Origin of the sequence: Nitrincola schmidtii, from assembly GCF_008973715.1 — a bacterium.
Taxonomy (GTDB): Bacteria; Pseudomonadota; Gammaproteobacteria; order Pseudomonadales; family Balneatricaceae; genus Nitrincola; species Nitrincola schmidtii.
Genome location: NZ_WBOL01000005.1, coordinates 38,711 through 64,658, shown reverse-complemented (window position 1 = coordinate 64,658; position 25,948 = coordinate 38,711). Strand labels below are relative to the sequence as shown.

Below are 25,948 nucleotides of genomic sequence, written 5' to 3'. Positions count from 1 at the left end.
TTACTCTTTATGCGGTGGCGGGAGCGCCTGATAATTGACTAACCACCTGAAGAAAATGTGAAGCAGCAGCTTCTACTTCTTCCATGGTGGTGAAACGCCCGAAGCTTATACGCAACGATGCATGTGCTAAGGCATCTGGCAATCCCAGAGCTTTCAATACATAACTGGGTTCTACGCTGGCGGAGGTACAGGCAGAGCCAGTAGAAATGGCGATATCCTTTAAGGCCATTAATAAAAACTCACCCTCTACACCTGCAACCGCAATATTTACAATTCCATCAATACGCTGGTCCAATGAACCATTGATCTGCACATTCGGCAGTTCAATAACTTCATTCATAAAACGACAACGTAATGATTTAATACGCTTAGACTCTTCGTCCATCAGTTCATAAGCTAAACGAGCGGCTTCACCCATGCCTACCAACTGGTGGGTGGCTAGGGTACCTGAGCGCATGCCACGCTCATGTCCACCACCATGCATTTGTGCTTCTAACCGAATCCGTGGCTGTTGACGAACATACAGCGCACCAACACCCTTAGGGCCATAAATTTTATGGGCTGAAAAAGACATCAAATCCACTGGTAAGGCTTGCAGGTCTATCGGCAATTTACCGAAGCTTTGCGCCGCATCCACGTGAAATAAAACCTCATGCTGACGACAAATTTCACCGATTTGCTGAATGGCGTTGATCGTGCCGATTTCGTTATTGACCTGCATTAAGCTCACCAGCAAGGTATCTTCACGAATGGCATCAGCAACCTGAGAGGGCTCAATCAATCCATCAGCATTAGGCTTTAACCAGGTGATCTCAAAACCCTCTAACTCAAGTTGCTTAAGCGTATCAATCACCGCTTTGTGTTCGATCATCGAACTGATCAAATGCAGGCCTTTACGACGATACTGATGAGCCGCACCCTTTAGCGCTAGGTTATTCGACTCAGTCGCACCAGAGGTCCAGACTATTTCCCGTGGGTCTGCATTCACCAGTTCCGCAACTTGCTGCCGAGCTGTTTCTACCGCTTCTTCTGCTTTCCAGCCATAGAGGTGTGATCGCGACGCTGGATTGGCAAAGTTACCGTCCATCGTCAAACAAGCCATCATTTTTTCAGCTACACGCGGATCAACTGGCGTTGACGCTGCATAATCTAAATAAATTGGTTTTCTCATCACACCGCCATTAGTTACTTAAAGGCCACTCGCTGCGCGAATATCGGTTGCAATCATTTTTTCTGATTGACGCGATTCTTGACGAATGGATACTTCTTTTACGTCTTTGCGTTCGACTAAATCAGCGAGTGTAATGCCACTTAAAAACGTGTGGATCTGATCGCTCAAATCACACCAAAGATGATGCGTTAAGCACACTTCACCTGACTGGCAGTCTCCGCGTCGATTACATCCTGTCGCATCAACATTCTCGTTAACCGCATCAATCACTTCGGCAACATCAATTTCAGCCTTCGGGCGGTTTAATTGATAACCACCACCTGGACCACGAACGCTACCAACAAGCTGATTACGACGTAATTTTGCAAATAATTGTTCTAAGTAGGATAGTGATATTCCCTGTCTTTCAGAGATATCCGCCAAACTTATTGGGCCTTTCCCTTCATGCAGCGCCAAATCCAACATCGCTGTCACTGCATAACGTCCTTTCGTTGTTAACCGCATAATCGACCTCTCTCTTAGCTTACTTTCTGTAAGGATTATGCTAAAACCAACAGTTTTAGTCAACTATTTATCCTACTAAATTAGTCAGCCTTTAGATCACTCGAAAAGCGTGCTTTTTAGTTACCGCGGAAGATCCTCTTCTACGGCACCTTCAAAGTCTTCTTTTTTCAATTCTGGCAACTGCTCATCACAATATTCTGGACGAAGCTCACACAATACACTGCCCATTTTATCCATACGCTTATCCATCGCCTGTAGATGATCTAACATGCAACCTATTGCGTGAGCAACTGGGTCGGATACTTCACTACTCACACCGTAAGCATCGAAGCCAACTTTATCCGCCATTTCTCGACGCTGTGCGTCACTAAACTCGGGATCATCTTCCGCTTTGCGAACAATACGTCCCGGAATACCAACAACCGTTGCACCAGCGGGTACTGCTTTGGTAACGACAGCATTGGAGCCGACCTTCGCCCCAGCTCCCACCGTAAACGGACCCAGTATTTTGGCCCCAGCACCCACAATGACATTATTTTCCAAGGTCGGATGGCGCTTACCCTTGTTCCAACTGGTTCCCCCTAAGGTCACACCTTGATAGATGGTGACATCATCTCCCACCTCCGCTGTTTCACCGATCACCACTCCCATACCGTGATCGATAAAAAAGCGCCGGCCCAACTGAGCACCTGGGTGAATTTCGATACCGGTCATCCAGCGCGCAAAATTGGAGATCACCCTCGCTAACCATTTAAAGTTCCGCTTCCACAGCGCATGCGCCAAGCGATGCCACCAAATGGCATGCAACCCTGGGTAGTTAGTGATCACTTCCAAAAAATTACGCGCAGCAGGATCGCGATCAAAAACAGAGCGTACATCTTCACGAATTCGATCAAACATGCGGTTTCTCCTTATCGGATGGCGGGTGTTGATCATTAGAGAGGGTTTGTTTACTACTGAAAGAAGCCACAGTTTTATTAATGGCAGTCAAAAAACCACGCATCACGTTAATTTCTACTTTATCAGGCACTGATCTTAAGAAAAGACGCCTCAAACGGGTCATTAACTGCCTTGGATTATTAGGATCTAAAAATTCAACCTGAACGAGAGTTTTTTCAAGATGCTCAAACATCAGCTCAACCTCACGAGCATCCGCTAGGTCAATATCCCAATCAGTACCCCACTGAGGCGCTGTGACTGAAGCACTCTCTATACTGGCGACACGCAACTCATAGGCAATCACCTGCACAGCCGCGGCTACATTTAACGAACTAAAATCTGGATTAGTCGGGATATGTACGTGATGATGGCATCGATGTAATTCATCATTGGTTAAGCCACGATCTTCACGACCAAAAAGAATCGCCATTCTTTTTCCTGGCTGCAAGCTTGCCGCTACTGAGGCCATTTCTCTGGGTGAGGTTATTGGCCAGGGAATATGACGACCGCGCGCACTGGTACCGACAACAAAATGACAATCCTCAAGCGCTTCATCTAATGAGGCAACAACTCTAGCAGACTCGAGAATATCCGTAGCGCCTGAAGCACGAGCATCCGCTTCAGGATCGGGAAACCGCTTGGGTGATACAATGCATAGATCGTTAAGACCCATATTTTTCATTGCCCGCGCCACCGCCCCGATATTACCCGGATGAGTGGTTTGAATCATGACGATACGTATCTGATCCAACATGATTGAACTCTTCCTGACAACCTAGTTAAAAAACAAATCGCTTAAGAAACATCTAGTAAATGAATAACAAATGGCCAAAAAATCAAAAGTTAAACAACTAACCCAGAAAAAATAAGCCCGATATAGTAACAGATACGAAGGAAAAAGGCCTGCATCAATAGATAACAGAGCGCCGCTAACGTATAATGATTTTTTTGCTCTTGAACATTTTTGGACGCTTAACCTGATGCAACCGATAGTTAATATCGCACTTCGTGCTGCCCGCCTTGGCGGAGAACAGATTGCCCGTGCGGCAGAACGCCTAGACCTGATTAAATCCGAACAGTCCAGTGCGGCTGAATTTATTACTGAAACTTGCTCACAGGTTGAGCGCACCATCGCTCAGTCAATTCAAAAAGCGTACCCTCATCATACGCTTAAAGGCGCTTTTAGTGGTGCTTATAAAGCGATTGGGGAAGGTCCAACCGCTTGCGATTGGCAGATCAATCCCGTTGATAGCCTAATCAACTTCTCCAATGGCTTACCAGTTTATGCGCTAAGCATGACAGCGCGCATGAATGGCAAAATAGAACACTGCGTTGTGATCAACCCGGTCACGGGTGAAGAATTTACCGCCAGTCGCGGTAATGGCGCCCAACTGAATGGTCGACGTCTTCGTGTCAGCGGCACTAAACAACTCCATCAAGCCCTGCTAGGTTGTGGTTTTGCTTTAGGCGGTAACCGTGAGGAAGCGTTTGCAGAGCACCAAAAACAACTTTATCGCTTCAGTGTGGCGGGTGCGCAGTTTTTTAACGGCGGATCAGCGCTACTCAATTTGGCCTACACCGCTGCGGGTCGTTTAGATGGTTTCTTTCAAGCTGATCTAAGTGAAACAGATATGGATGCTGGTATTTTATTATTGCAAGAAGCGGGTGGATTAGTCGGCGACTTCAAAGGCGGAAACGCTCATCGCCAATCTGGCAGCCTTGTCGCCGCCAATCCGAAAATGTTTAAGCTGCTGGTTAAGAACCTACAAAACGCTGATTAATTTGCATAGCTAAGTCAATCTAACTCACCTAGTCGATCGACTTGCTTCAGTTGAACAGGTTAATACAGCTCTAAGCGCAAAATACTCTAGATACAAAAACGGCCTGAATCGAATATCCGATCAGGCCGTTTTTAGTTAATTGGGACGATCAGTTGAACGGATCGCGCAATACAATCGTTTCGTTTCGATCAGGCCCGGTTGAAATAATGTCAACGGGAGCACCCACCAATTCTTCTAAACGCTTAATATAGGCTTGAGCATTCGCAGGCAATGCCTCGACTGTTTTAACACCCACTGTAGACTCAGTCCAACCCGGCATCATTTCGTAAACAGGCGTAATCGCTTCATAGTCTTCACTGCCACTTAGGGAGTAAACAGGTTGACCATCCGCATCTTGATAACCGGTACAGATTCCGATCTGCTCAAGTCCGTCCAAGACATCTAACTTGGTAAGGCATATACCGGAAACCGAGTTGATCTCGATAGCATGTTTGAGTGCAACTGCGTCAAACCAACCACAGCGACGAGCACGTCCGGTCGTCGAACCAAACTCATGACCCTTTTCCGCCAAACGCTTACCTACTTCACAAGACAATTCAGTCGGGAAAGGACCGCCACCGACACGAGTGGTGTAGGCTTTGGTAATCCCGAGGATATAGTCTAGATACAAAGGACCAAAGCCACTGCCCGTTGAAGTACCTCCAGCAGTGGTGTTTGAAGAAGTGACATAAGGATAGGTGCCATGATCGATATCCAAGAGTGAACCTTGCGCACCTTCAAACATAATACTGGCACCTTGACGACGCAGATCATGCAGAATCGCGGTTACATCAGCAATCATGGGCAGCAGTTTTTCTGCCATCGACATGCATTCAGCAAGCACTTCTTCAAAAACCACCGGCTCAACAGCATAGTAGTTTTCAAGCATAAAGTTGTGATAACGCAGCACTTCTTTAAGCTTAGTTGCAAAGCTCTCAGGATCACGAATATCACCTAAACGCAGACCGCGACGTGCAACCTTATCTTCATAGGCTGGCCCTATGCCACGACCTGTGGTGCCTATTTTAGATTCACCACGTGCCAACTCTCTTGCTTGATCTAATGCCACATGTGACGGCAAAATCAAAGGACACGCTGGGCTTAAACGTAAACGCTTGCTAACGGGTATTCCAGTTGCCTCAAGACCTGCGATCTCTTTAAGCAATGCCTCCGGTGATAGAACCACACCGTTACCTATCAAGCAGAGAACGTTTTCTCTAAGAATGCCTGAGGGAATCAGATGTAAAACTGTCTTCTTACCATCGATAACCAGTGTATGACCTGCATTGTGACCACCTTGAAAGCGCACTACTGCAGCAATCTTTTCAGTCAACAGATCGACAATTTTACCTTTTCCTTCATCACCCCATTGGGTGCCTAGAACAACGACGTTTTTACCCATTGCTGTCTCATGTGCTCATTTAAAGTTAAAAATTACAGCGACTTTACCAGCCACTCGTCACCCTGCTTTTCAAGTACTCTATCGCAATTGCTTGGCGTTAAAGCGCCACTCAGTGCGTGAATCACACGCACACCCTGAGATCGTAACTCGCCTATCGTACGCTGTAACGATGCATCATGGTGGTGTGCAGGGGCTAAAACTGCTTTTTCTGATTGAGCCGACATACCAGACAGGTCAATCAGGGTACTTAAATCGGTACTAAACCCGGTCGCGGGCCTAGCTCGACCAAAATCTTGGCCGATTTCATCATAACGCCCGCCTTTCGCCAGCGCTTGTCCAAAACTTGGGGTATAGGCAGCAAATACAACACCCGTATGGTAATGATAACCCCGCAGCTCTGCCAAATCGACATAGCAACGTACATTCGGGTAATGCTGTTGAACACGAGCCGCTAACTGTTTAAGGTATTCAACCGCTTGATGAGCTTCTGGCTGCGTTAATTTTTCAATCGCCTGATCCAAGACACTTAAAGTACCATGCAATCTTGGTAAGACTAAGAGCTGAAGACGTAATGCCTCATCAACGTCTAGCGCTGCAACAAAACTATCAATTTCTGGCATTGCTTTACGCTGAAGCAGCTCAATAAATTGATCTTTTTGCTGCTGGCTTAATTGAGCTTCTCGCACCAGGGCCCTAAAAGGTCCAACATGACCTAAATCTAACGTCAAGGAGTGATTCAAACCTGCAGCATGCAAGGTTTCAAGCATTAGCGCAATCACTTCAAAGTCACTATCAATACCCGCATGACCATAAAGCTCAGCACCCGCTTGCAGTGGGTTACGACTTGCCAACATATGCGAAGGCTGAGTATGCACAATAGAACCACAATAACAAAGACGACTAACCCCTTCAGTCCGCAGACGATGAGCATCGATGCGTGCCACTTGAGGAGTAATATCTGCACGTATACCTAAGGCATGACCACTTAGGCTATCCGTGACTTTAAAGGTATTCAGATCAAGATCTCTTCCCGTACCCGTGAGCAATGATTCTAAATGCTCAACCAACGGTGGCATCACTAATTCATAGCCCCAGGTATTAAAAAGATCTAACAAGCGTCTACGCATTAACTCTGCTTGTCGCGCTTGCGGCGGCAACAACTCTTTGATGCCTTCAGGCAGCAACCATCTATCTGCCAATGCCATGCATGATTCCTCGTGTGATTCGAAATTTTTCTGCCCGTACTTCCTGTACATCGCCACTCCTGCGCATCCATGCGCCCGTGGCATACTGTACTTCCTGTACATAAAAAAACCGGGAGCTACCCGGTTGATTAATTCTAACATAAAAACGGATGCCATTGGCACCCGCTTTTTAGTCTGCTTTATAGTCTAGTTCGTTGGACGAACCATCGGGTTTTGGAAGAAGCGGAAGAATTCGCTATTCGGCTCCATTACCAGGATATCGCCGCCACCACTAAAGGACTCACGGTAAGCATTCAAGCTACGAACGAAAGAGTAAAACTCTTGATCTTGATTGAAAGCGTTAGCATAAATATTGGCAGCTTCTGCGTCACCCTCACCTCGGATAATCTCTGCTGCACTGAATGCATTGGCAGTAATTACCGTGCGCTGACGATCCGCATCGGCACGAATACCTTCTGCTAACTCAAGACCACGAGCACGTAGCTCACGAGCCAAACGAAGACGCTCTGAACGCATACGATCGTAAACCGATGCAGATACTTCAGTAGGCAAATCGATACGCTTGATACGTATATCAAGAATCTCTATCCCTAACTCACGCTCTGCTACTGTGCTTAGAGCACGATTCACTTCATCCATTAGATCTTCACGTTCACCTGAAACCACTTGATTAAGTGTACGCTCACCAAACTGATTACGCAGGTTCGTTTCGATACGACTGGAGAGAAGACTGTTTGCACGGTTTTCGTCACCAGAGGTCGCGGTGTAGTATGTTTCTACATCCTTAATACGCCATTTGATGAAAGAATCGACGATCAAACGCTTAGCTTCCAAGGTCAAGAAAGATTGAGGACGTGAGTCTAAGGTGACCAAACGCGCTTCAAACTTTTTCACCGTGTTGACGAACGGTATTTTGAAATGCAAGCCAGGTGGAATATCAGGCTGAACGATCTCACCAAAGCGTAACTTAACCGCACGTTCTGTTTCTTTTACGATATAAACTGATTCAGAAACCAACCATACCGCTACGAGTGCAACAACCAGAACAAATACTGAATTGGATTTCATTTATCGACCCTCCCTCAGATTGCCGGCTTGTCGATTGCGTGCCTGCTCAGTAATCTGGTCATTTAACTGACGAAGATTCATCTCTGCACTACCTGTAGAAGAGCGTGTTGTTGTACCTGAACCGCGCTGATCCATCAATTTATCTAATGGCAAGAACATGACATTGTTACCGCCATTTTCAAGATCCATTAACACTTTTGGATTGTTACTCATAACCGCTTGCATGGTATCGATATACAGACGCTCACGCAGTACATCAGGTGCTGCACGGTATTCGGTTAGCAAGGCTAAGAAACGTTGAGTTTCACCGTTCGATCTAGCTACCACTTCTTCACGGTAAGCGCTGGCTTCTTCTAGCATACGCTGCGCGATACCACGTGCTTCTGGAACAACAGAGTTGGCATAAGCCTGAGCTTCGTTGATAGAACGCTGCTCATCCTCACGTGCCTTGATCACATCGTCAAATGCATCTTGAACCTGTGTTGGCGCTTGAGCATTTCGTACGTTAACACCTGCGATACGAATACCTGTTTCATAGGTGTCCATGTGACGCTGTAAACGCTCTTGAACCGACACCGCCATGATTTGACGACCTTCAGTCAAGATAGAGTTCAAATCAGAACTACCCACAACCTGACGCAGAGCTGATTCAGCAGCTTGCGCTAAGCTGTCTTCAGGACTACGAACACGAAGAGTGAAAAACTCGGGATTCTCAGCAATGTACTGAACACTGATATCGACATCAACGATGTTTTCATCTTCCGTTAACATCAACGCACGGTGGTCATGGATACGAACACGGGTAACGTTAACGAGGTTAACATCATCAACTAATGGTGGGTTCCATTGCAGACCTGGATTAACCACTGTATGGAATTTACCAAGTCGAAGCACGACACCCCGCTCTTGTTGGTCAACGGTATAGAAACCCATACCTGCCCAAACAACCAAAGCAAGAATAGCAACAATCCCTAGAAGCTTGAAACTGCCTCCCGAGCCACCAGTCGAACCGGAGGCACCACTACCAGAACCGCCTTTGTTACCACCGAAAAGGCCATTTAAGCGATCTTGTAGCTTTTGCAGCGCTTCATCAAGATCAGGTGGACCTTGATTATTGTTACCGCCACCGCCGCCACCGCTGTTGCGATTTCCACCGCCGGTATTTTTATCACCGCCGCCACTCCAGGGGTCATGGTTTTTGCCATTTCCGCCAGGCTCATTCCAGGCCATAGTGTTCTCCGTTATAAAACAAAATTTAAAGGGTAAAATTTTATGGACCGCAGCACTCAGATGCAACCGCTAATCATTATCGACAACAACCGGCAAATATCGTTCCGCTGGTATCTGTAATCGACTTAACATTTGTCGAAAGTCTTTTTGCTGTAAACGGACTCGTAAATTGATACGCCCATCATCATCAATCCGTTCATCTAATACGGCTTCTTTTGCATACAGCAATGAACGAAACTGCCCTTCTGCTGGCGTTAGTTCTAGAGTCCCCTCAAACATAGATCCAGATAAGCGCTCGTTAACTGCTTCCAATAGCAGATCAATGCCGCTATTTTTTTCAGCAGACAACCACACCCTAACGGGCATGCCATCTTCATCTACATCTATGCGAGGCGCAAAATCTTCCAGAAGATCTATTTTATTGTATACCAGTAGCACTGGTCGATCATCGGCGCCAATTTCATGAAGCACATCGTTGACCTGCTCAATATGAACCTGTCGGTCTTCATCATGACAGTCTATGACATGCAAAAGCAAATCCGCTTCAGCCGTTTCCTGCAGCGTTGCTCTAAACGCTTCCACTAACTTATGCGGTAAATGTCGAATAAAACCAACCGTATCAGCCAAAATCATGGGTCCAGCGTCAGGTAACTGCACTTTTCGTAAAGTAGGATCCAAGGTAGCAAAGAGCTGATCAGCCGCATAAACATTGGCTGAGGTAATACTATTAAAGAGTGTTGATTTTCCGGCATTGGTATAGCCTACCAATGAAACCGTTGGTATTTCAGCTCTAACCCTTGCTCGTCGACCTTGATCTCGCTGCTTACGTACTTTATCGAGACGTTTCAAAATCGCCTTAATTCGGGCACGCAATAAACGTCTATCGGTTTCCAGCTGAGTTTCACCCGGCCCTCTAAGACCAATACCACCTTTCTGACGCTCAAGGTGAGTCCAGCCTCGAATTAAACGAGTCGACATATGCTCAAGCTGAGCTAACTCAACCTGAAGCTTACCTTCATGAGTTCGAGCTCGTTGAGCAAAGATGTCCAGTATTAGACCGGTTCGATCCAATACACGACATTTTATCTCACGCTCGATATTACGTTCTTGGGCAGGACTCAGCGAGTGGTTAAAAATCACCAAATCTGCTTCGTGCAGGGTGACCAACTCTGCCAACTCTTGGACTTTTCCTTTACCAAGGAAAAAACGAGGACTGGGATCGGAGCGAGTCCCTTGCAAAAAGCAAATAGGGTCGGCACCTGCAGATAAAGCAAGCTCTTCTAACTCTCTTGGGTCTTCTGCCTCTGCCTCTGACGCTAAATCAATATGCACCAGAATGGCGCGTTCTCCAGACTGCGGACGCTCAAAAAACAATCAAATTACTCACTCTTCAGGCTTATCTTCAGGCTGTGGCAGTTTGACGGGTCTTGAGGGAACAACAGTAGAGATAGCATGTTTGTATACCATCTGACTGACAGTGTTCTTCAGCAAAATAACGAATTGATCAAATGATTCAATTTGACCCTGCAACTTAATACCGTTGACTAGGAAAATTGAAACAGGAACCCGTTCCTTGCGTAACACATTTAAGTAAGGGTCTTGTAATGATTGCCCTTTTGACATTATTAGCTCCTTGGCTGAAAACATTCAGTCATAAATTTACGTTTAGTTATAATTCTTGGTGATTACAACTGACTCGGTCACCCCATTAGTTAGCTGCAATGCACAAAAGAATAGCATTATATAACGCTACCCTCTATCAACTTCAAGCAATCTTGTAGGTTATTCTGCTTATGTTGCGATAACGGATGCAAATTCTTCCAACTTCGTAACCATGTATACTGTCGTTTAGCCAACTGCCGTGTGGCGACGACTGATTTTTCAGTCATTTGCTGATAGTTTAATTCGCCCTTAAAATATTGCCACATCTGCCGGTAACCAACGCAGCGAATAGCAGGCAAGCCTTCATGAAGATCACCTCTTTGATATAAGGAAGCCACTTCTTGCTCAAATCCGGCTGCCAACATCATCTGGAAGCGTAAGGCTATTCTTTTATGTAGCCAAGCACGATCTGCTGGCAGTAAACCAATAGATAAAGGCTCAAACGGCAGCTCAACTTCTTGCTGCGCTTGCCAGTGCTGAGTTAAAGACTTACCAGTTAACAAAAACACCTCCAAAGCACGCTGAACTCGCTGAGTGTCCGTGGGATGTAAACGCTGGGCTGATTCTGGATCTAACACTTTCAACTGGGCGTGCAACTGTTCTATTCCATCAGCCTGAATTCGTTTATCCAACTCTGCTCGTAACACTGGGTCTGAGACAGGCAGCTCTGCCATTCCCTTTATCAATGCATTGAAATACATCATGGTGCCACCGACTAACAAGGGTAGCTTGCCATTTAACTGTGCCTGTTGAATTAAACTGAGTGCATCTTCTCTAAATTCAGCTGCCGAATAGCTTTCCGATGGATCTTTAATATCAACTAAGTGATGAGGATAGCGCTGAAGTGTGTCGCTATCCGGTTTAGCAGTACCCAGATTCATTCCCCTGTAAATAAGCGCTGAATCGACACTGATCAACTCCACCGGCAAATGATCTGCTATCTGCATCGCTAAGTCGGTTTTACCCGAAGCAGTAGGCCCCATCAGACATACCACAAGCGGTTTTGAATTATTGGCCACGAAGAAACAACTTATCCAATTCAGACATACTTAGGCTTATCCAAGTTGGACGCCCATGATTACACTGACCACTGCGTTCGGTCTGTTCCATATCGCGCAGAAGCGCATTCATTTCGGTTAAGGTTAATTGACGATTGGCTCGGACGGCACCATGACAGGCCATCGTTCCTAGCAATTCATTAATCTGATTTTCAATACGCTGACTTCCACCTAGCTCTTGCACGTCAGCCAACACATCCCTGACTAACTGAGATACATCCGATTTAGCAAGGTAAACCGGTACTTCTCGAATCACGAGCGTTTCATCACCCAAGCGCTGCACAAGAAAGCCTAAACGCTCAAATAATTCCGTATTAACCTCAGCGGTTTCTGCCTCACGACGGCTTACCGCCATACTGACAGGAACCAATAATGGCTGACTTCGAAGACGATCTTCAGTCAGTGCCAGCTTCATACGTTCATAAACAATACGTTCATGTGCCGCATGCATATCAACCAAAATAAGACCCGTTGATGATTGCGACAAGATATAAACACCATGCAACTGAGCCAGAGCGAAACCTAACGGCGGTGTTCCATCCGCACTTTGTTCCGCAACACCTGCGATAGCATGTCCATCAAGACTGCTGTTTTTTTGAGCAATCACGGTATCTACAGAGGTTTGAGGGTATAACTGACCATAGTGGTGAATTTGTCGCTCAACCGCCCTAGCCGATGGTGATGCTGCCGCTTGGGGTGGTAAATGAAAACGACTTTGATCAAACGTTTGATTAGGCGACACATGAACAGGCTGCTGTGCTGTTTGTGCTGTTGACTCTATCACGCTAGCAGGGGTCATCTGTGCAATCACACGATGCAAAGAGCGATAGATAAAATCATGCACTAAGCGACTTTCACGAAAGCGCACTTCATGCTTAGTCGGGTGTACATTGACATCAACCAAAGCCGGATCTAACTCCAGATACAGCACAAACGCGGGGTGTCGACCATTATAGAGAACGTCTTGATAGGCTTGACGCACCGCATGACTGACCACTTTGTCTTTAATAATTCGGCCATTAACAAAGAAATATTGCTGATCAGCTTGGCTGCGAGAATGAGTGGGCTGTGTTATCCAGCCATAAAGTCGTAAACCGGATGCTTCAGCATGCATATCAACGACCAACGCATGCTCAATAAATGGCTGCCCTAGTAATAAAGACAAACGCCTCTCCTGCTCTATGTCTGATTGAGCAGGCTTCAACTGATAAAGCGTTTTAGCATTATGAGCAAGCGTAAAGCTGACATCAAATCGACTTAGCGCAAGTCGACGAACCACCTCTTCGAGGTGATTAAACTCTGTTTTTTCAGTTCGCAAGAATTTGCGTCGAGCAGGTGTGTTAAAAAAAAGGTCTCGTACCTCTACGGTGGTACCCGTTGGATGCGCAGCAGGCGATAAGTTAGGCTCCATATCACGGCCTTCAACAGCGACCGCCCAAGCCTCTGATTGCTCAGCCGTTCTGGATGTTAAGGTCAGCCGAGAAACTGAACTGATACTAGCCAGTGCTTCTCCACGAAACCCAAGACTAAGAACCGCTTCTAAATCTTCCAAAGCACTGATTTTAGAGGTTGCATGACGACTAAGAGCCAAGGGTAGCTGATCTCTATTAACCCCAACACCATCATCTCTAATACGAATCAGTCGAACCCCACCCTGCTCCACCTCAAGAGAGACAGCGCGCGCGCCAGCGTCAAGACTATTTTCTAACAACTCTTTAACGACTGAAGCAGGGCGCTCAACCACCTCACCGGCAGCTATCTGGTTGGCCAGTTGCGGAGATAAGAGTCTGATAGGGTTAAATTTGACGCTCTGTTTTGTTTGCATTAACCAGCAGGAATCCTTAAGACCTGACCGACTCGAATCTGATCTCCATTAATTTGATTTGCCGCACGCAATGCTGATACGGATACGCCATTTCTGACGGCTATCACTGACAAGGTATCACCCGGTTGTACTCGATGCGTACGATTACCACCAGCCACGGCACCACCTTGAGTTTTTCGCCAAGCTATCCAGGTCATATCCGGCGGTTTCTGCCAAAAATAGTCTTGGATACCTTGCAGTATGGCTCTAGCCATGCGTTGCTGATAAGCCGAGGTACGTAACTGAGCTTCCTCTTGAGGATTCGTAATAAACCCTGTCTCTATGAGAATAGACGGAACATCAGGCGCTCGTAGAACGGCAAAATTAGCCATTTCAACATTAGGCTTGTGCATTCTAGCAAACTGACTGACATTACTGTGAATGATGTTGGCAACCTCACGACTACCTGTTCTACTGGCAGTCATGGACATATCTAGCAGCACACTTGCTAGCACTTCATCTTTGTCTTCAAGACTGACGTTGCCCACTCCTCCGATCAAGTCAGCGCTATTTTCACGACTGGCAAGCCATCGACCCATTTCACTACTGGCACCCCGTTCAGATAGCACCCAAATTGAAGCACCTCTTGCCGTTGGTGTTTTCCAACCATCCGCATGAATGGACACAAAAAGATCTGCATTCGCCTGACGAGCCCTCAGCACACGATTTCTAAGACTGACAAAATAATCGCCATTTCGGATCAAGACCGCTTGGTAACCCTGTTCGGCATCGATCAATCTTTTCAATTCTCTAGCTATCGCCAATACAACATCTTTTTCACGCGTACCGTTTGGACCAATAGCACCTGGATCTTCACCACCGTGACCCGCATCAATCGCAACAATGATATCGCGTAAATTTCCCTTTCCATTTGCCGGAGGTGTGGCTGTCGCAACGGGAGTCGATACTTCATTGGCTGAATTAGTGGTAGTCGACGTTGCCACTGTGTTTACTGGAGTTACCACAGAGGTTGAAGCAGCAAGACTATTCGCCGGCGTTTCAAGATCGATGACCAAACGATGACCAAATTGATCATTGGGCGGCAGGTCAAAACTTTTTGGATTCACATTGGCTTTTAGATCCAGCACGATGCGAAGGGTGCCATCGCTGTGACTATGCCTAATACTAGAAACTGGACTGTCAGCAAGCGCCAAATGATCAAATTCCGTTTTTAATCGAGCGTTGCGCACATCGATAACAACACGATCAGGACTTTCGAGCATAAAGATACGATGCTCTACAGGTGCACTAATATCAAAGACTAAGCGCGTATTGTCAGGAGCCAGCCACGCTCGCACATTCTGTACATCGACATTTGCCGTAGCAAAGCCTGGCACCAGAGTGACCATCAGCAGTATTATAAATATGGCGATTGTGCGAGTATTTACTTTCACAATGTGCGCTTACCCATTCAATTTGTTTACTATTCTATCGGCAATGATACACCCTTTTTGAGTGTTTTTTGACCATTTTATCTCTCTTCCTTGATTTTTTTCACTCAAGGAGAGTTCCAAATCTGCAACAGGTAGCATCCCCTGCCCTTTTTCTGGCCACTCAATTAAGCACAAGGAAGTTTCATCAAAATAATCACGAATGCCAAGAAACTCCAACTCTTCAGGATCACCTAATCGATAAAGATCAAAATGATAGACTTTTGTGGTATCAAATTCATAGGGTTCAACGAGGGTATAGGTAGGACTTTTAACCGCACCTGTATGCCCCCAAAAACCCATGACACCGCGACATAAGGTTGTTTTCCCCATACCCAAGTTACCTCTGAGAAAAACCACAGCACCTTCTATGCCAACAGCTTCAGCCAAAACTCGACCGAACTGAACCGTTGCTTGATCATCAGCCAAAAAAAACGAATTACTCAACGAAAAACTCCTCTTTAGCATTCAAAATATAGGGTAATCTTGTAATCAAATCCGTTGCTAACAGCCCTATTTCTCCTTGCTTAGCAGCACACAGATCTGCCGCTTGAGCATGCGCATAGACACCTAAACGAGCGGCATCAATCGGCTTCAAACCTTGAGCCATTAAGGCTCCGATAATCCCTGCTAAGACATCCCCCATACCGCCACTGGCCATACCTGGATTACCGTCACTGCACAGATGAATGACGTCACCATCGAATGTCAGGGTTCCAGCCCCCTTAAGAACCACTACGCCGCCATAGCGATGCTGAAGCGCCCTAACTGCGGCAAAACGATCTTGCTGAACTTCTGCGACATCCCACCCTAGCAAACTGGCAGCCTCACCCGGATGCGGTGTAATAATGCGTTTTGAATTAACGACAGGATTAAGCTTCAAATAATGTAACGCATCGGCATCAAGTACTTGGGGCAAACGACTATTTAGCACTTGTTGCATGACCATATCACTCCAAGCACTGTCTCCAAGACCAGGCCCTACCACCAAAACAGTCGCTTTCGTTATCATTGAGACTAACGTTTGACTATCCAAGACACCTTGAACCATCAGCTCAGGTTGGCGCGTCAGTGCTGCCATGACATGTTCTGGAAGTGTCGCTAGAGAAGTTAACCCCGAACCACTTCTTGCTGAGCTCTGAGCTGCCATCAATGCAGCACCACCCAACCCATGGCCACCACCCACGACCAGAAGATGACCATAAATACCCTTATGTGAAGAGCGCTTACGTTTCGGCAAGAGTTCGATCAGGTCTTGCTGCTCTGTCCGAAAAATACTGACCGGTACACGCTCATAGAGTTCATCCGGAACACGTAAATTATCAAATAAAACCTGACCTGAATAATCAACACCAGCATTCGTCAGCAATCCCTGTTTAACACCAATAAAAGTTAGGGTGAATTCAGCTCGAACAGCAACACCCATTACCTCTCCGGTATCACTGCATAGACCTGATGGAATATCCACAGCCACGACAGGCCGGTGCTGCTGATTCAACTTAATAATCGCATCTCGAACATCACCTCTGACATCACCGGCTAATCCCGTCCCGAGCATGGCATCAACAATGACCTCTCCTTGTATCTCAATATGTGGCTGCCAGGCTTGCCAACTGACGCCCAAACTCTCTGCCCAACGGCAGGCTTCTAAGGCTTCACCCACCAATTGATCTTCAAAAGGAAGGTGTCCAAAAGTTAACACTTGAACCTGTATTCCTTGTTGTTGAGCAAGGGCTGCGACAATCAATCCATCTCCACCATTATTTCCCGTGCCGCAAAAAATGCTGAGACTGCGTACCTCAGGCCATTGATGCATGATCAACGCAAAAAGCGCATGACCTGCGCGCTGCATCAAACGAAAACCAGGAATGCCAAATACTTCTGTGGCTAACGCATCTAGAGCACGGGTTTGTTCAGCCGTGTATACTGTGGCTGGCAGTGTGGTTCGAGTCATCATGCCGCTTTCTCCTTAACCTTTGATAGCTATTCTGGCATGCACAACGAACAGAGCAAGCAAAATCATCCTCTCACAGGAACATTCGAAATTCAGCACCTTGCTGAGTTAATCAAACAGTGGGCTAGCGAGCTAGGTTTTGCCCAATGCGGTATTACTGGAACAGACCTGTCTGCTGAAGCTGAACCACTTGATAAATGGCTAAATGAAGGGATGCAAGGGGAGATGAGGTGGCTTGGAGATCATCGCGATAAGCGCTTAGATGCAAGTCAATTGCACCCAAACACTCAACGTATTATCAGTGTGCGGATGGATTACCTACCTGCAGGTGTAGAAACCTTATCCATACTAGACAATCCCAATAAAGCCTATATAGCACGCTATACTCTGGGCCGTGATTACCACAAACTGATGAGAAAAAAGCTCAAACAACTGGGTCAAAGGATTGAGCTGCACCTGCAGCAAGAAACCCTATTTCGCCCCTTTGTCGACAGTGCTCCGGTTCTAGAACGTCCTATTGCAAGAAATGCGGGCTTAGGCTGGATTGGTAAACACACACTGTTACTGAATCGAGAGGCTGGCTCATGGTTCTTTTTGGGTGAGTTATTTATCAACTTACCCTTACCCATCGATCCGCCTGAAGAAAAGGGCCATTGTGGAAAATGCACCGCTTGTCTGGATGTATGCCCAACCAAGGCGTTTCCTCAACCCTATGTGCTAGATGCACGCCGCTGCATTTCCTATTTAACCATTGAGCACAAAGGATCCATTCCTGAAGAGTTTCGCAAACCTATGGGTAACCGTATTTTTGGTTGCGACGACTGTCAGCTTTTTTGTCCTTGGAATCGTTTTGCACAGCACAGTCATGAAGATGATTTTAAACCACGTCACCACCTTGATGACGCTGATCTAATTTCGTTATTCCAGTGGGATGAGGCGACTTTTTTGAAACGAACCGAAGGTTCAGCGATTCGCCGAACCGGTTTTGAAGGCTGGCAGCGCAATATAGCAATCGCTTTAGGCAACAGTGCTGGCGGCACAGAGGTTATTGACACCTTGATACGTCGACTGCAACAACCAGATTGTTCAGCGCTATTAGCTGAACATATCCATTGGGCTATTCAACAGCTTACAAACGAAACAGGTGACGGCGATAATGACGTAACTCTTCGATAGAGTCTCGAATATCATCCAGCGCCAAATGTGCTCCCTTCTTTTTGAATCCATTCATGATGGAAGGCTTCCAACGTTTGGCCAACTCTTTGATGGTGCTGACATCAATATTTCGATAGTGAAAGTGTGCTTCAAGTTCGGGCATATATTTCACTAAAAAACGACGATCCTGACCGATGCTATTACCACACATCGGCGACACACCTTTATCGGTAAATTGGCGCATAAACGTTAACATGATCTTTTCGGCTTCAGCTTCTGTCGTTTTGCTTTCGCGCACTCTGGCAGTTAAACCCGACTGACCATGCTGCTTGGTACACCATTCATCCATTTGTGCTAATAATGAATCAGGTTGATTCACGGTAATCACTGGACTTTCTGCTAGGGGGTTTAAATCTGCATCGGTCACGATAGCGGCCATTTCAATAATTCGATCTTTTTCTGGATCAAGACCGGTCATCTCCAGATCAATCCATAGCAATGCACTTTCGCGCGGCATTCACCTTTCTCCCCTACTCAAGTCAGCAAAGTCTGACTGTATTAATTTCTGACTATAGAGTACCTTATTGACACCAAAGTGCGAAGCTTAACAACACCCGCAAAAAAACCTTGAGAGCAGGAATAGTCAATCACCAATGAGCAAACGTAAAGTAACGCGTCGCCAGTCATGGCGCATCGATAAAATTCAGGAAGAACGTGCCAATCGTGCTTTAAAACGTGACTCACAGATTGAAAAACAACTTTCTGGTGGTGAGCTAGGACCTGAACAGCAAGGACTGATTATCTCTCACTATGGTAAACAGGTCGATGTTGAAGTACTGGTAGGAAGCCAGCAAGGAGAGATTGTTCGCTGTCATTTACGAACTCACCTTGGGCAATTAGTCACTGGCGATCAAGTGATTTGGTGTCGCTCACCGGACGGCGGCGTTGTGGTGGCCGTTAACCCTCGTAAAACTCAACTACAACGCCCCAACAACCATGGTGAGCTAAAACCCGTTGCTGCAAATATTGATCAAATTATTATTACTCTAGCACCTGAACCCAGAGCGCATGCCAATTTAATTGATCGTTATCTTATCGCCTGCGAGCGATCTGAAATCGAGCCCATTTTACTGCTGAATAAAACCGATCTCATTAACGACGAAAACGCTCAATGGCTGATGCCAATGCTAGAAATTTATCAGAATATTGGTTACAAAATTATTCATACTTCCGCAGGTCGTGATGAAACCTTAGATGAACTGAAGGCTCAATTGAATCATCGTATCAGTGTTTTTGTCGGCCAATCGGGTGTAGGAAAATCATCACTCATTAATGCGCTGCTACCTGGCATAGATCTGAAAGTAGGTGAACTGTCTGAGCAAAGTGGTAAAGGGCGTCACACCACGACAACTGCTCGTTTATTCCACATGCCCGATGGTGGTGATCTTATCGACTCGCCGGGCATCCGTGAGTTTGGTTTATGGCATATGGATGAGGAGCAAGTGTTAGATGGATTTATTGAATTCAGACCCTTTATTGGTCACTGCCGCTTCAGAGACTGTAAGCACCTTCAAGAGCCAGGCTGCGCACTTTTGCAGGCAGTAGAACAGGGTGAAATCACGGAGCAACGTTTTCGTAGTTACCGCATGATTCTTAACTCTATGCAGGAAACGCTGTAAACTTAACTTATCTCTGGCCAGTCGAGTTAACCGGATGTCACGTAAATCGCAATCACCGACCAATTTAGATGAGTGGCTAGACTTCTTTATTGACAAGCCATTACCAGTTAGGGCAAGTACGCTGGTGCGATTGCGTAAAACCATTGATTCACCCAGTAGCAACCTGCTAAGCCTTGCGCCGATTATTCGCACTGATCCCATGATGGTGTTTCAAGTTACCAGAGCTGCGCAGGCATTGTTGACACCCAAAGGAACCCGAGTTGCCAGCATCGACCACGCTGTACAATCTCTTGGTTTCGACAAAATTGAAGAATTACTAAAAAGCTCACAGGGATTTAAATTAAACCCGCTAAGTACAGTGCATACATTGTTTATGCGCGCTGTCGCTGATAGTCACCATGCATCCACTCAAGCAGCTGAGTTTGCTCGCCTTAAACATCTTGCACAAGCGGAGGAGATTAAATTAGCGGCACTCCTTTATGGTTGTGTTCATTGGTTTGCTTGGCTGTACGCCCCTCTTCATAAGGAAGCTTATCAACGAAAAGTTCTCGTTGAGGGCGTTGATGTTGCCTTGGCTGAATATGATGTTTTTGGCTGCACCCTTCAGTCAGTCGGTCATCATCTAGCTAAACACTTGAACCTACCGGAGTTAACAGTCACTGCTCTGAGTCATGACACCTCACCCTCTTCTGACCTACTGAGTAAGTTACATATGAAGGCGATGGGTGACCCTCGCCTTGAGGGTGAAGCACTTAGAGAAATTAATCACTTTTTCCAACAGCCTTTGTTTCCAGTCAAACTGGCTAATTGGCTGGCCCTAACCGCAACACGTGGCTGGAATACACCTAAAGCCAAAAGACTTTACGAGATTATCAGCGACTACCTTGCAATGGATAAAGATCTCGCCCTAGCTCATCTGCACAGTCAATGCGCGCAATCCGCTCGAGAATATCATCAGCCAGGTGTACTTTCTCCGGCAGCTGAAATTTTATTACTTCCAGATACTCGAAAATCCGCTCATTTTATCGGCATGATCGGCGAGAAAGAAAGACAAAAGCTATCTGAACAAACACCTAAAGTTGTTGTAAAGACTGACAAACCTGCTACTACAACACCAAGATCAGCTGCAGAAATTAAACCCGCTGCGATACCCAGTGACTTCTTAGATAAGCAGAGATTCGACGCCATCAGCGCCGAATTTCAATCACTTGCAGAAGCGAAACATTTTATTAAAGCAGGGCATATTATTAAGCAGCTTCACAAAGGTCTAGCTGAAGGGCTTGGCATTAAACGTGTATTAATTTTTCAAGTTTCTCAAAAAGAAGCTCGCTTGAAGCCACTGTTAAATAGTGGATTTAATCCTGATGATCCGTTGAAAAGCTTCTCTGCGGATCTCAAAATCCCTAGCATTTTCAAGCGTGCATTGACTAAAGCCACCTTTGTCTGGTTTTCCAGTGACACGAGCCAACGCTTGCTGCCACTCATTCCTGCTCAACTAGAACAAATCATGCCTAATAATGACTGGTTATTAATGTCGTTATTTGACCCGAAGGGCCCCTTAGTGATGGTTTATGCTGATCATGGACAGGATGCCCCACCCTTAAACAAATTTCTTGCCGATCGCTTTCGCTTCTTATGCACTGCGGCTAACCAAGCTTTAAAAAACTTACCACAGGAAAAACAGTGAAAAATCGTCTCTTTATTTTTTTTCAATACCTCGTTCCTCAACATCTTTTATCCCGCCTTGTGGGTCGATTAGCAGACTGCAAAACAGCGTGGGTTAAAAACGGCTTCATCCGTTGGTTTAATCGCCAATACCAAATCAATATGACCGAAGCGGCTGAAGAGAACCCCCTCGCCTACCCAAGCTTCAATGCCTTTTTTACCCGTGCGTTAAAACCAGAAGCAAGACCTATTGACAGTGATCCTGATGTACTGATCTCGCCTGCTGATGGTGCCATTAGTCAATTGGGTAAGATAGAGCATGGCAGAATTTTCCAAGCGAAAGGACGTGATTACGGTTTAACCACGCTACTGGGGGGTGATCTAAAACGCGCTGAACCTTTTATAAATGGTGAATTTGCCACTATTTACCTATCACCTAAGGATTACCATCGAGTGCACATGCCGATCAGTGGCGTACTTCGTGAAACCGTTTATGTACCGGGTGATTTATGGTCGGTGAATCAGGTTACTGCAGAAGGTGTAGACCAGCTGTTTGCACGTAACGAACGGTTAGTGGCTATCTTTGATACGGAAATTGGACCTATGGCGATGGTGCTTGTCGGCGCTATGATCGTGGCCGGCATTGAAGTTGTTTGGCAAGGGCATGTTGCACCGGTACTGAAAACACCCTTAGTGCTCGGTAAACGCTATGAAGATCTCATTACGCTAACACGAGGTGAAGAGATGGGACGCTTTAAACTAGGTTCTACGGTCATTCTTCTCTTTGGTGAAAATGCCTTGCAGTGGAATAGTGAACTTAGCGCAGGAAGTGGCGTCAAATTAGGCCGCGGTATAGCCAAGCTAGCCACAACTCAATAGCTCTATAGATAAAAATAGAACGACGGCAGAATAGCTGCAAAGAACTGCACTCAATCATTACTATAAATAGGTTGTATGGATCTCACTATGAACTGCTTTTACACACCACTGAGTCATCAACAACTGATTCAAGTTGAGGGAAAGGATGCATTTACCTTTTTACAAGGGCAGCTCAGCTGTGATCTTCGTGATGTGGTTAAAGAAGGAAGCCGCTTAGGAGCACACTGCAATATTAAGGGCCATATGATCTCGCTTTTTAGAGTGATGGCAAACAGTGATGCGTGTTTTCTGCTTAGATCTCATACCTCTTTGGCTGAAAAAGCGCTTGCCCAGCTAAAAAAATATATCATTTTTTCTAAAGCCACCGCGAATATAGAAACAAAAGCCAGAGGGATAGGCTTTTACGGCACGGATCTGACTCAAACATTACCTAGTTTATTGGATATAGCAGCGGAGAAGTTGCCAACAACCCCGTCTCATACCTTAGTGACTGAAACCGGTATTCTTTGCTGTATTCAAGCCAATCGATATGAATTTTGGACAACAGAGGCCACTGCCAAGTCCTTACTAGAATCACTTGCACAAACGACTGAAGAGATGACGCTGGAACAATGGATACTGCATGAGATACGTGAGGGTATTGCAGATCTTCGAGAAGAAACCTCAGAGCTTTTTATTCCGCAAATGCTTAATCTTCAGGTATTTGAGGGCATAAACTTCAAAAAAGGTTGCTACACTGGGCAAGAAATCATTACCCGCTTACAACATCGCGGCATACTTAAACGTCCAATGTATCGCGTGACCTGTAAAGCGTCTGAAACACCTCAGATCGGCAGCATGATCCACTGTGATGACAAAGAAGGTGTTGGTCAGATCGTGTTGGTAGCCGAAACAGAAGAATCAGGTGTTTACGAAATGCTAGCCGTTATTGTCAAAGATAGAGCAGAGCAAGATGCATTATGGTTTGCAGATCATGTTGCTATTAAGCTGTTGGATTTACCCTACACTTTAGATGATCGTTTATTTGAAAGTAAACGCTGAATAGCAAGGTTCAATCTAATGCCGGCAACTGCCAGTTGATCGGCGTTTTTCCTTGACTGATCAACCACTCATTCGCCTGACTAAAATGCTGACAGCCTAAAAACCCCCGATGAGCAGAGAGAGGTGATGGATGAGGAGCCTTCAGAACAAGGTGCTTTTGGTTATCGATACCTGAACCTTTCTTCTGCGCGTAACTCCCCCAAAGCATAAACACCGCATGATCACACTGTTCATTAACCAACTCAATAATGCGGTCAGTAAAGATTTCCCAACCTTTTCCTTGATGAGCATTGGCATTGCTTTGCTCAACCGTCAACACAGCATTGATCAATAACACACCCTGAGTTGCCCAAGGATCTAAAAACCCATGGCCGGGCTGATCAATACCTAAATCGGTTTTCAATTCTTTGTAAATATTTTGCAACGAGGGAGGAATGCGTACACCGGGTTTCACAGAAAAGCACAAGCCATGCGCCTGTCCCGGTTGATGATAAGGGTCTTGACCCAAAATCACGACGTTGACTTGATCGAGAGGAGTTACTTCTAACGCGTGAAACCAGTCGGAAGAAGGCGGAAAGATCACTTTATGCTGATCTTTCTCGCTTCTTAAAAACTGCTTCAACGCCTGCATATAAGGCTTTTCAAACTCTGGATCAAGAAACGGCTTCCAACTGGGTGCGTTCTCTAATGCCATGATCAAAAAACCTCTTCAGCGTCTACTGACTGCGCGGGCGCATGGCAGGGAACAGGATGACGTCACGAATTGAAGGTGAGTCGGTAAACAACATCACTAATCGATCGATACCGATACCTTCACCTGCAGTAGGTGGTAAACCATACTCCAATGCGTTGATGTAGTCTGCATCGTAGTGCATCGCTTCATCATCGCCAGCATCCTTTTCTTCAACCTGAGCACGGAAACGTGCTGCTTGATCTTCAGGGTCATTTAACTCCGAGAAGCCATTGGCCAACTCACGTCCACCGACAAAGAACTCAAAACGATCAGTGACATGAGGGTTGCTATCATTTTGACGCGCCAGAGGACTCACCTCGGTTGGGTATTCGGTGATAAAGGTTGGTTGATCCAGATGATGCTCAACAGTTTTATCAAAGATCTCCATCTGTACGCGACCTAAGCCCCAATTATCCATCAAGTCGATATGCAAACGCTCAGCAATTTGACGAGCAGCATGATCATCAGCAAGCGCTTCCGGCTTAATGTCAGGGTTATAATGCAGAATAGAGTCAAATACACTGATGCGACGGAAAGGCTTGCTTAAGTCATACTCAAAGCTTTCTAACACCTCGCCATCTTCATTACGCACGGTATTCACGATGGTGGTGGTGCCAAGGATATCTTTCGCCAAGGTGCGCAACATATCTTCGGTCAAATCCATCAGGTCGTGGTAATCGGCGTAGGCCTGATAGAATTCGATCATGGTAAATTCAGGGTTATGACGAGTCGATAATCCTTCATTACGGAAGTTACGGTTGATCTCAAACACTCGCTCAAAACCACCCACGACTAAACGCTTCAAGTACAACTCGGGTGCGATACGTAGATACATATCAAGGTCTAAGGCATTGTGATGCGTCACGAATGGACGCGCCGTTGCACCACCAGGAATGCCATGCAGCATCGGCGTTTCAGCTTCAATAAAGCGACGAGCCGATAAATACTGACGAATACCGGAAACAATTTTTGAACGTACTTCGAAGACTCGTCTTGAGCTTTCATTGGTAATCAAGTCAACATAACGCTGACGGTAACGCATTTCAGTATCTTGCAGACCTTTATGTTTTTCAGGCAGTGGGCGCAGGTTTTTGGTCAGCAGCTCAAACTCAGCCATATCGACATACAAATCACCTTTGCCAGACTTATGCAGCACACCCTTCACACCGATGATATCACCTAAATCCAGTGATTTAGCGAAAGCACGCGCTTCTTTATTCACATATAACTGAATACGGCCGGTCATATCTTGCAGTACCATAAAAGCACCGCGATTCAGCATCACCCGTCCAGCGACACTCATCTGTAATCCTTCAGCTTCTAATTCTTCCTTAGTTTTATCAGCATGAGCAGCTTGAATATCCGCCGCATAACTGTCACGACGGAAAGTGTTTGGAAAGGCTTTGCCTTCAGCACGTATCTGGCGCAGTTTTTCTCGACGCTCGGCAATAAGGCGGTTTTCATCTTGGGGTTGATTCACTTCGGACAT

24 protein-coding genes are annotated in these 25,948 nt (G+C 46.0%); 6 read left to right on the top strand and 18 right to left on the bottom strand.

What is annotated here, in order from left to right; all coding sequences use genetic code 11:
* Positions 1–7: 7 nt before the first annotated feature.
* From F7R24_RS05905 to F7R24_RS05890, 4 genes are all read right to left on the bottom strand, one after another.
* Complete coding sequence (locus F7R24_RS05905; RefSeq protein WP_151670324.1) at positions 8–1,171, bottom strand: IscS subfamily cysteine desulfurase; 1,164 nt, start codon at positions 1,169–1,171, stop codon at positions 8–10.
* A gap of 18 nt (positions 1,172–1,189) precedes the next feature.
* On the bottom strand, positions 1,190–1,675 hold the full coding sequence (iscR, locus tag F7R24_RS05900; RefSeq protein ID WP_151670323.1) for a Fe-S cluster assembly transcriptional regulator IscR: 486 nt from the start codon (positions 1,673–1,675) through the stop codon (positions 1,190–1,192).
* A 120-nt stretch (positions 1,676–1,795) separates the two neighbouring features.
* Complete coding sequence (cysE, locus tag F7R24_RS05895; RefSeq protein ID WP_151670322.1) at positions 1,796–2,575, bottom strand: serine O-acetyltransferase; 780 nt, start codon at positions 2,573–2,575, stop codon at positions 1,796–1,798.
* Positions 2,568–3,368, bottom strand: a complete 801-nt coding sequence (locus F7R24_RS05890; protein ID WP_151670321.1) for an RNA methyltransferase — start codon at positions 3,366–3,368, stop codon at positions 2,568–2,570. The genes cysE and F7R24_RS05890 overlap by 8 nt, the downstream gene beginning before the upstream one ends.
* 226 nt (positions 3,369–3,594) lie before the next feature.
* Between F7R24_RS05890 and F7R24_RS05885 the strand changes: the two genes are divergently transcribed.
* Positions 3,595–4,395, top strand: a complete 801-nt coding sequence (locus tag F7R24_RS05885; protein ID WP_240776008.1) for an inositol monophosphatase family protein — start codon at positions 3,595–3,597, stop codon at positions 4,393–4,395.
* Between the two features lie 148 nt (positions 4,396–4,543).
* On the opposite strand, the gene F7R24_RS05880 is transcribed toward F7R24_RS05885, so the two are convergent.
* The 11 genes from F7R24_RS05880 to F7R24_RS05830 form a co-directional block, all read right to left on the bottom strand.
* On the bottom strand, positions 4,544–5,836 hold the full coding sequence (locus tag F7R24_RS05880) for an adenylosuccinate synthase (protein WP_151670320.1): 1,293 nt from the start codon (positions 5,834–5,836) through the stop codon (positions 4,544–4,546).
* Positions 5,837–5,868: 32 nt separating this feature from the next.
* Complete coding sequence (locus tag F7R24_RS05875; protein WP_151670319.1) at positions 5,869–7,041, bottom strand: ATP phosphoribosyltransferase regulatory subunit; 1,173 nt, start codon at positions 7,039–7,041, stop codon at positions 5,869–5,871.
* Between the two features lie 186 nt (positions 7,042–7,227).
* Positions 7,228–8,109: a protease modulator HflC gene (hflC, locus tag F7R24_RS05870; protein WP_151670318.1), complete on the bottom strand. Its 882-nt coding sequence runs from the start codon at positions 8,107–8,109 to the stop codon at positions 7,228–7,230.
* The gene (gene hflK / locus F7R24_RS05865; protein ID WP_151670317.1) at positions 8,110–9,339 is read right to left on the bottom strand and encodes an FtsH protease activity modulator HflK; all 1,230 of its coding nucleotides are present in this window, start codon (positions 9,337–9,339) and stop codon (positions 8,110–8,112) included. It abuts the gene before it with no gap.
* Between the two features lie 69 nt (positions 9,340–9,408).
* On the bottom strand, positions 9,409–10,713 hold the full coding sequence (gene hflX / locus F7R24_RS05860) for a ribosome rescue GTPase HflX (protein WP_151670316.1): 1,305 nt from the start codon (positions 10,711–10,713) through the stop codon (positions 9,409–9,411).
* 9 nt (positions 10,714–10,722) lie between these two features.
* Positions 10,723–10,962: an RNA chaperone Hfq gene (hfq, locus tag F7R24_RS05855; protein WP_036519535.1), complete on the bottom strand. Its 240-nt coding sequence runs from the start codon at positions 10,960–10,962 to the stop codon at positions 10,723–10,725.
* 116 nt (positions 10,963–11,078) lie between these two features.
* Positions 11,079–11,984, bottom strand: coding sequence for a tRNA (adenosine(37)-N6)-dimethylallyltransferase MiaA (gene miaA, locus F7R24_RS05850; protein WP_151670315.1), 906 nt, complete (start codon positions 11,982–11,984; stop codon positions 11,079–11,081).
* Between the two features lie 25 nt (positions 11,985–12,009).
* Complete coding sequence (mutL, locus tag F7R24_RS05845) at positions 12,010–13,884, bottom strand: DNA mismatch repair endonuclease MutL (protein ID WP_151670314.1); 1,875 nt, start codon at positions 13,882–13,884, stop codon at positions 12,010–12,012.
* Entirely contained in the window at positions 13,884–15,317 is a 1,434-nt protein-coding gene (locus F7R24_RS05840) for an N-acetylmuramoyl-L-alanine amidase (protein ID WP_240776007.1), read from the bottom strand. Before F7R24_RS05840 ends, mutL begins: the two co-directional genes overlap by 1 nt.
* Positions 15,318–15,326: 9 nt before the next feature.
* Positions 15,327–15,800 (bottom strand): tRNA (adenosine(37)-N6)-threonylcarbamoyltransferase complex ATPase subunit type 1 TsaE, encoded by a 474-nt coding sequence (gene tsaE, locus F7R24_RS05835; protein WP_240776006.1) that lies wholly within the window; start codon positions 15,798–15,800, stop codon positions 15,327–15,329.
* Positions 15,793–17,310 (bottom strand): NAD(P)H-hydrate dehydratase, encoded by a 1,518-nt coding sequence (locus tag F7R24_RS05830; RefSeq protein WP_338087090.1) that lies wholly within the window; start codon positions 17,308–17,310, stop codon positions 15,793–15,795. The genes tsaE and F7R24_RS05830 overlap by 8 nt, the downstream gene beginning before the upstream one ends.
* Before the next feature lie 36 nt (positions 17,311–17,346).
* Between F7R24_RS05830 and queG the strand changes: the two genes are divergently transcribed.
* Positions 17,347–18,483 carry a tRNA epoxyqueuosine(34) reductase QueG gene (gene queG, locus F7R24_RS05825; RefSeq protein ID WP_151670451.1) on the top strand — a complete coding sequence of 379 codons (1,137 nt, stop codon included), beginning with the start codon at positions 17,347–17,349 and terminating at the stop codon, positions 18,481–18,483.
* Here the strand turns inward: queG and orn are convergent.
* The gene (gene orn / locus F7R24_RS05820; RefSeq protein ID WP_151670312.1) at positions 18,437–18,979 is read right to left on the bottom strand and encodes an oligoribonuclease; all 543 of its coding nucleotides are present in this window, start codon (positions 18,977–18,979) and stop codon (positions 18,437–18,439) included. The two genes, queG and orn, sit on opposite strands and share 47 nt — an antisense overlap.
* Before the next feature lie 136 nt (positions 18,980–19,115).
* Here orn and rsgA point away from each other — a divergent pair, with 136 nt between their 5' ends.
* The 4 genes from rsgA (at position 19,116) to ygfZ (ending at position 23,726) form a co-directional block, all read left to right on the top strand.
* The gene (gene rsgA, locus F7R24_RS05815; RefSeq protein ID WP_151670311.1) at positions 19,116–20,141 is read left to right on the top strand and encodes a small ribosomal subunit biogenesis GTPase RsgA; all 1,026 of its coding nucleotides are present in this window, start codon (positions 19,116–19,118) and stop codon (positions 20,139–20,141) included.
* A gap of 34 nt (positions 20,142–20,175) precedes the next feature.
* The gene (locus F7R24_RS05810; protein WP_151670310.1) at positions 20,176–21,828 is read left to right on the top strand and encodes an HDOD domain-containing protein; all 1,653 of its coding nucleotides are present in this window, start codon (positions 20,176–20,178) and stop codon (positions 21,826–21,828) included.
* A complete protein-coding gene (gene asd, locus F7R24_RS05805) occupies positions 21,825–22,685 on the top strand; it encodes an archaetidylserine decarboxylase (RefSeq protein ID WP_151670309.1) in 861 nt (286 codons plus the stop codon). The genes F7R24_RS05810 and asd overlap by 4 nt, the downstream gene beginning before the upstream one ends.
* An 87-nt stretch (positions 22,686–22,772) precedes the next feature.
* Positions 22,773–23,726: a CAF17-like 4Fe-4S cluster assembly/insertion protein YgfZ gene (gene ygfZ / locus F7R24_RS05800; protein ID WP_168926781.1), complete on the top strand. Its 954-nt coding sequence runs from the start codon at positions 22,773–22,775 to the stop codon at positions 23,724–23,726.
* Positions 23,727–23,736: 10 nt separating this feature from the next.
* Here ygfZ and ung read toward each other — a convergent pair whose 3' ends face one another.
* Together ung and lysS are read right to left on the bottom strand one after the other, a co-directional pair.
* A complete protein-coding gene (ung, locus tag F7R24_RS05795; protein WP_151670307.1) occupies positions 23,737–24,420 on the bottom strand; it encodes a uracil-DNA glycosylase in 684 nt (227 codons plus the stop codon).
* Positions 24,421–24,442: 22 nt separating this feature from the next.
* Complete coding sequence (lysS, locus tag F7R24_RS05790) at positions 24,443–25,948, bottom strand: lysine--tRNA ligase (RefSeq protein WP_151670306.1); 1,506 nt, start codon at positions 25,946–25,948, stop codon at positions 24,443–24,445.